The organism is Catellatospora coxensis, from assembly GCF_016862635.1.
Taxonomy (GTDB): Bacteria; Actinomycetota; Actinomycetes; order Mycobacteriales; family Micromonosporaceae; genus Catellatospora; species Catellatospora coxensis.
The window spans coordinates 127230-133300 of the sequence record NZ_BONI01000017.1 but is presented as its reverse complement, the minus strand read 5'-3'; the positions used below and the strand labels follow the sequence as shown (position 1 = coordinate 133300).

Sequence of the window (6071 nt, the reverse complement as noted above, 5' to 3'; positions counted from 1 at the left end):
TGGGTCGCCGTGCCGACGCCGGGGACGAGGAGGCTGCCTGGGTGCTGGCATTGCTGCTGCGGGAGCTTGGCGATGTCGGCGAGCTGGGTCGCCGTGCCGACGCCGGGGACGAGGAGGCCGCCTCCGCGCTGGCATGGCTGCTGCGGGAGCTTGGCGACGTCGGCGCGCTGCGCCGCCGGGCCGAAGCCGGCGACGGGAGTGCCGCCCGGGTACTGGCGGGGTTGCTGGCGGAGCGTGGGGATGTCGATGGGGCGGTGATGGTGTTGCGCCGCCGTGCTGACGCCGGGGACGGGGAGGCCGCCCGGCTGCTGGCGGGGTTGCTGCGGGAGTGTGGGGATGTCGACGGGGCGGTGGCGGTGTTGCGCCGCCGTGCCGACGCCGGGGATCCAAGGGCCGCCAGGGAGCTGGCATCGCTGCTGGGGGAGCGCGGTGATGTCGACGAGCTGCGCCGCCGTGCCGACGCCGGGGACGAGGAGGCCGGCCCCGCGCTGGCAAGGCTGCTGGGGGAGCGTGGGGATGTCGACGAGCTGCGCCGCCGTGCCGACGCCCGGGACCGGACTGCCGCCCGGGAGCTGGCGGGGTTGCTGCGGAAGCGTGGGGATGTCGGCGAGCTGGGCCGCCGTGCCGACGCTGGGGATTGGAGCGCAGTTTGGGAGCTGGCGGGGTTGTTGCGGGAGCGTGGGGATGTCGAGGAGCTGCGCCGCCGGGCCGAAGCCGGCGACGGGAGTGCCGCCCGGGTACTGGCGGGGTTGCTGGCGGAGCGTGGGGATGTCGACGGGGCGGTGGCGGTGTTGCGCCGCCGTGCCGATGGCTGGGACGGGAGTGCCGCCCGGGAGCTGGCGGGGTTGCTGCGGGAGCGTGGGGATGTCGACGGGGCGGTGGCGGTGTTGCGCCGCCGTGCCGACGTTGGCGATAGGGAAGCCGCTCGGCAGCTGGCGGGGCTGCTGCGGGAGCGTGGTGACGTCGACGAGCTGCGCCGCCGTGCCGATGCCGGGGACTGGGGCGCAGTCCGGGAGCTGGCGGGGTTGCTGCGGGAGCGTGGGGATGTCGACGGGGCGGTGGCGGTGTTGCGCCGCCGTGCCGACGCCGGGGACGGGACTGCCGCCCAGGAGCTGGCGGGGCTGCTGCGGGAGTGTGGTGACGTCGACGGGGCGGTAGGAGTTCTGCGCCGCCGTGCCGACGCTGGGGACAGGGAGGCCGCCTCTGCGCTGGTGGGGCTGCTGCGGGAGCTTGGTGACGTCGACGAACTGCGCCGCCGTGCCGACGCTGGGGATTTGAAGGCCGACTCTGCGCTGGTGGGGCTGCTGCGGGAGCTTGGTGACGTCGACGAATTGCGCCGCCGTGCCGACGCCGGCGATGAGGCTGCAGCCTTTGCGCTGGTGGGGTTGCTGCTGGGCCGTGGTGACGTCGACGAGCTGCGCCGCCGTGCCGACGCGGGTTACTGGGAGGCCGCCTCTGCACTGGTGGGGCTGCTGCGGGAGCGTGGGGACATCGATGGCGTGGCACTGGCGCTGGGCCGTCATGCCGACGCCGGGGACTGGGGTGCCGCCCGTGAGCTGGCGGGGCTGCTACAGGAGCGTGGCGACGTCGACGCGCTGCGCCGCCGTGCCGACGCTGGGGACGGGTTCGCCACCTACGCACTGGCAAGGCTGTTGCGGGAGCGTAGGGACGTCGACGGGGCGGTAGCCGTGCTGCGCCGGCGTGCCGACATCGGCGACGCGACTGCCGCCCGCGAACTTACGGGGCTGCTACGAGAGCGCGGTGACGTTGATGGGGCGATCGCCGTCCTGGCCCGCCGTGCCGACGCCGGGGACGGGGAAGCCGCCCGGGAGTTGGCAGGGCTGCAGCGGGAGCGTGGAGACGTCTGATTTCCGGTAGATTCTACTGCCGCGTGTTATGCGTGCTGGTAACGACCTACACGTCCAGGCTGTAAATCCGTCGCGAAAGCTGCGGGCGTCGACGGCGCTGGGTCGATGGGCTTCTCCGCCGGCGGGTGCAACCGCACGAGGTTGTCCAGCGCGAACGGCGCGGGGTCGGGTGATGCGGCGACTTCGGCGATGTGACCGTCAGTCGTCCAGATGGACGCCGCGCGCGAGCAGGTTCTGTCGATAAACGGCCCGGCCGAGGCCTACGGCGTACAGGATGGACATGATCATCAGGAACGCCCCTGCGATGCGCCTGCCGTGAGCAGCGGCATCACCGGAACGATGCCGAAGATCACGACTCCACCTAGCCAGACCCGGTACGGCAACTTGTCGAGTGAGGTCACGGCGGTTTTATACCGCTGACGATCAATCCTCGCAGCCCCTGGACCGGGTAAATGGGGCGACAACCGTCGCACCGCACCCAGACAATCCCCGCGTGATGCTCTCCGCCCTCCTCGGCCGTGCCCGCCCCCCGTCGCCCCTGGCCGGCCGCCTCTCCGTGCAGTCGCTGCTGTTCGCGCTCGGTGAGGGCACGTTCATGACCGGGTCGGCGGTGTTCTTCACCAAGATCGTCGGACTGTCCGCGGCCCAGGTCGGTCTCGGCCTGACGCTGGCGGGCATCGCCGCCTTCCTCGCCGCCGTGCCGATGGGCAAGCTCGTCGACCGGTACGGCCCGAAGAAGATGTGGGCGGTCAGCGCCGCGGGGCAGGCGGCGATGTTCGCGGTCTGGCCGTTCATCACCGACTTCCAGGGCTACGTCCTCATGGCCGTCGCCATGGAGGTGATCGGTGCGCTCGGCGGCGCCGCGTACGGGGCGTACACGATCGACGTGCTGCCGCCGGACGAGCGGGTGAAGTCACGCGCCTACATGTACTCCGCGCTCAACCTCGGCTTCACCCTCGGCTCGGTGATGGGCGGCATCGCGCTCGCGTTCCACTCCAACGAGGTGCTGCACGCGCTGCCCTGGTTCACCGCCGCGGTCTTCCTGGTCAACGCGGCCGCGGTCACCCGGCTGCCCAAGGCCTCGCATGACGAGCGCACCCCGGAGGACCGCAAGCTGCGCATCCCCGGCCCGGGTCCGCTGCGCAACCCGGGTTGGCTGCTCACCACGTTCTTCAGCGGGGTGTTCTGGACCAACCAGGTGCTGCTGAACGTCGTCATCCCGCTCTGGCTGGTCGAGCAGACCGACGCGCCGCGGGTGCTGCTGGCCTTCCTGTTCGCCACCAACACCGTGATGTGCATCTTCCTGCCGATGGTCACCTCGCGCGGCGTCAAGGATCTGCCGACCGCGCTCAAGGCGATCCGGCTGTCCTCGACCTTCTTCGTGCTCTCCTGCCTGATCACGCTCGCGACGCACGACACCGTCGGCTGGGTGACGATCGCTCTGGTCTGGCTGGGCCACGTCACCGTGACGGGGGCCGAGCTCTACCTGTCGGCGGCGAGCTGGTCCTTCGAGGCCGAGCTGATGGACCCGCGCCAGCGCGGCGCCTACCAGGGCGCGGCCGAGCTGAGCGGCACCCTCGGCAAGGTCTGGGCGCCGGCGGCGTACACCTTCCTCGCGTTGAGCTGGGGGGCCGCCGGCTGGCTGGTGATCGCCGGCATCATCCTGCTGGCCACCGTCGCCATCCACCCGTCGACCCGGCTGGCCCGGCGGTTCCTCGAGCGGCACGTCCCCGCGGACGTGCTGGCCGACGCGCGTTCCTCCAGCGGCGACGACGAGGAAGGGGCCGATGCGGTGTCACCGCGTGCGGCCGACGTGTCGCCGCCGGAGCCGGTCGGCAGCCGCTAGGGCTGCCGACCTTTGGTGGGACGACCGGTCATTCGGGGGTACGGCCGGGCGTGCGCCGCCGGGCGAAGGCTCGGCCGCCGAGGAAGGCGAGGCCGACGATCAGCAGGGTGGTGGCGGCGAAGAGGAGCAGGATTTCCGGGATACCGAGGTTCTCGAACACCCCGCGAGGATAGGGGTAAGGAGCCGAGTGTGTGGCCCCGGATCGGATGAACGGATGAGGTCATCGATGCGTGGATCCGGCCCGTGGCCGCGGAAGCGGGTCGGGGCCGTCTTGATCAGGGCGCTTGGCCTGCGGCGATGATCGCGGCGGTGGGCAGCGCGAGCCGGCCGTCCTGGTCGAGATGGGCCGCCACAGTCCGGTCGTACTCCGCCTTGACCTTCGCGACCGCGGCGTCGTCGAGGACGGCCAGCATCGCGCCGAGCACGCCGATCCCGTTCGCCGGTCCGGCCCACCAGTCCTCGGGGTCGGCGCGGTGGGTCCAGGTGACGGTGTCGGCGGAGACCTCTGCCAGGCCCGCGCCGCGCAGCAGGTTCGCGAGCCCGTCCCGGTCCCGGGTGAAGTTCAGCTCCTCGGCGACCAGCGGCGCGGATTCCGGGCGGCGCAGGCCGCAGGCTGCCGCGACGGTGCCCCAGAGCTGCTGCAGCGGCGGTGCGGGAGCCGGCCAGACGCTCACCGCGACCCGGCCGCCGGGGCGGGTGACCCGACGCAGCTCCCGCACCGCCGCGGCGGGGTCGCCGACGTGGTTGACGACGAAGTTGCCGACCACGGCGTCGAAGTGCCGGTCGTCCAGCGGCAGGTCCGGCAGCACGCCGTGGCGTACGTCGGCGGCGGGCGCCTCGCGGCGGGCCGCCTCGACCATGCTCTGCTCGGCGTCGACCGCGGTGACCACCGCGCCGCGCGCCAGGCCGAGCGCCGCGACGGTGCCGGTTCCCGTGCCCACGTCGAGCAGCCGGGTCCGGTCGCCGACGCGGGCCGCGTCGAGCAGTGCGGTAGCGGTGTGCCCGCACAGGGCGGCGAAGCTGCGCCGGTACGCAGCGGCGCGGCCCTGCCACAGGCGGCGCTCGTAGTCGTCGAAGGGTGTCGTCACCGGCCGGAGCCTACCGGTGGCTCCGGTCCCGCCACTCGGCGGCGAGCAGCGAGTAGACCCGCACGTCGTGGTGCACGCCCTGGTGCGGGAAGGCTTCGCGCAGCACGCCGTCGAGGGTCATGCCCAGCCGCTTCGCGCAGGCGATGCTGGGCGCGTTGCCGGGCACGGTGCGCCACTCGACGCGGTTGATGCCGCGTTCCTCGACCGCCCAGGCGATCATGCGGGTGGCGGCGCGGGTGATCAGGCCCTGTCCCTGGGCGTGCGGGGCGAGCCAGACGCCGATCTCGGCGGTGGAGAAGCGGACGTCGAAGGTGCGGAAGAGGGTGCCGCCGACGAGTTCGCCGTCGAGCCAGATCCCGTAGATGCGGCCGGCGTCGCGAGCGGCATCGTCGGCATATCGCTGCAGCCAGGCGCGGGTCTGCGGCTCGTCGATGAGGGCGGTGGCCCAGGGCAGCCAGGGCGCGAGATGGGCGCGGTGCTGCTCGATGAAGGCCGCGAACTGGGCGGCGTAGGCGGGTTCGAGGGCGCGCATCTCGGCGGTGTCGGTGAGGGGGTGGGTCAGCACGGGCGCTCCAGTCTCGCGTACCAAACGTTTGTTATGTAAGTTGGCGTAGCCTAGCCGATGGACCAGAGGAGTGGCGATGCCCGCACGCGGTGACCATGACGCCCGGCGTCGCGACGTGTCCGAGGCGGTGTGGGAGGTGCTCGCGGCGAAGGGTTTCGGCGGGCTTACCCTGCGCGCCGTCGCCGCGCAGCTGGGCGCCTCGACGGGGCTGCTCACGCACTACTTCCCCAGTAAGAAGGCGCTGCTGCGGCACGCGCTGGAGGTCGCGCACGAGCACGGGCGGCGACGCGAGCGCCCGCCGGCCGAAGGGGAGGGGCTGCCCGGCCTGCGGGCCGCGCTGCTGCACGTGATGCCGCTGGACCCGGAGATCGCCGCGATGAACAAGGTGTGGGTCAGCTTCTGGGACGCCGCGCTCGGCGACGACGAACTCGCCGCGGCCGAGCTGCGGCGTTACGAGCGCTGGCGGGGCATGCTGCGCCCGCACGTCGAGGCGGCCGTCCGCTTGGGACAGTTGCCGGCCGACGCCGACCCCGACGACGTGGTGGCCACCGCGGCCGGGTTCGCGCACGGGCTGGTGGTGCAGGCGCTCTTCGACCCGGCCCGGTTCCCGCCGCAGCGGCAGGTCAAGCTGGTCGACGACTTCGTGGCACGGCTGGCGCGATGACCGGCGGCAGGGGCGCCTCGCGGTGGCGGCCCCGGCGCGG

6 protein-coding genes are annotated in these 6071 nt (G+C 72.9%); 3 read left to right on the top strand and 3 right to left on the bottom strand.

What is annotated here, in order from left to right:
• Positions 1-1868, top strand: a 1868-nt coding sequence (locus Cco03nite_RS12765; RefSeq protein ID WP_373314231.1) for a hypothetical protein, incomplete at its 5' end; no start/stop codon positions are given.
• Between the two features lie 496 nt (positions 1869-2364).
• Entirely contained in the window at positions 2365-3714 is a 1350-nt protein-coding gene (locus Cco03nite_RS12760; RefSeq protein ID WP_239167329.1) for an MFS transporter, read from the top strand.
• Positions 3715-3742: 28 nt separating this feature from the next.
• On the opposite strand, the gene Cco03nite_RS42845 is transcribed toward Cco03nite_RS12760, so the two are convergent.
• From Cco03nite_RS42845 to Cco03nite_RS12750, 3 genes are all read right to left on the bottom strand, one after another.
• The gene (locus Cco03nite_RS42845) at positions 3743-3874 is read right to left on the bottom strand and encodes a hypothetical protein (protein ID WP_275412034.1); all 132 of its coding nucleotides are present in this window, start codon (positions 3872-3874) and stop codon (positions 3743-3745) included.
• Positions 3875-3989: 115 nt separating this feature from the next.
• A complete protein-coding gene (locus Cco03nite_RS12755) occupies positions 3990-4802 on the bottom strand; it encodes a class I SAM-dependent methyltransferase (RefSeq protein WP_203692247.1) in 813 nt (270 codons plus the stop codon).
• Between the two features lie 10 nt (positions 4803-4812).
• Complete coding sequence (locus tag Cco03nite_RS12750) at positions 4813-5367, bottom strand: GNAT family N-acetyltransferase (RefSeq protein WP_239167323.1); 555 nt, start codon at positions 5365-5367, stop codon at positions 4813-4815.
• 76 nt (positions 5368-5443) lie between these two features.
• Between Cco03nite_RS12750 and Cco03nite_RS42840 the strand changes: the two genes are divergently transcribed.
• The gene (locus Cco03nite_RS42840) at positions 5444-6031 is read left to right on the top strand and encodes a TetR/AcrR family transcriptional regulator (protein ID WP_203692246.1); all 588 of its coding nucleotides are present in this window, start codon (positions 5444-5446) and stop codon (positions 6029-6031) included.
• Positions 6032-6071: the final 40 nt, after the last annotated feature.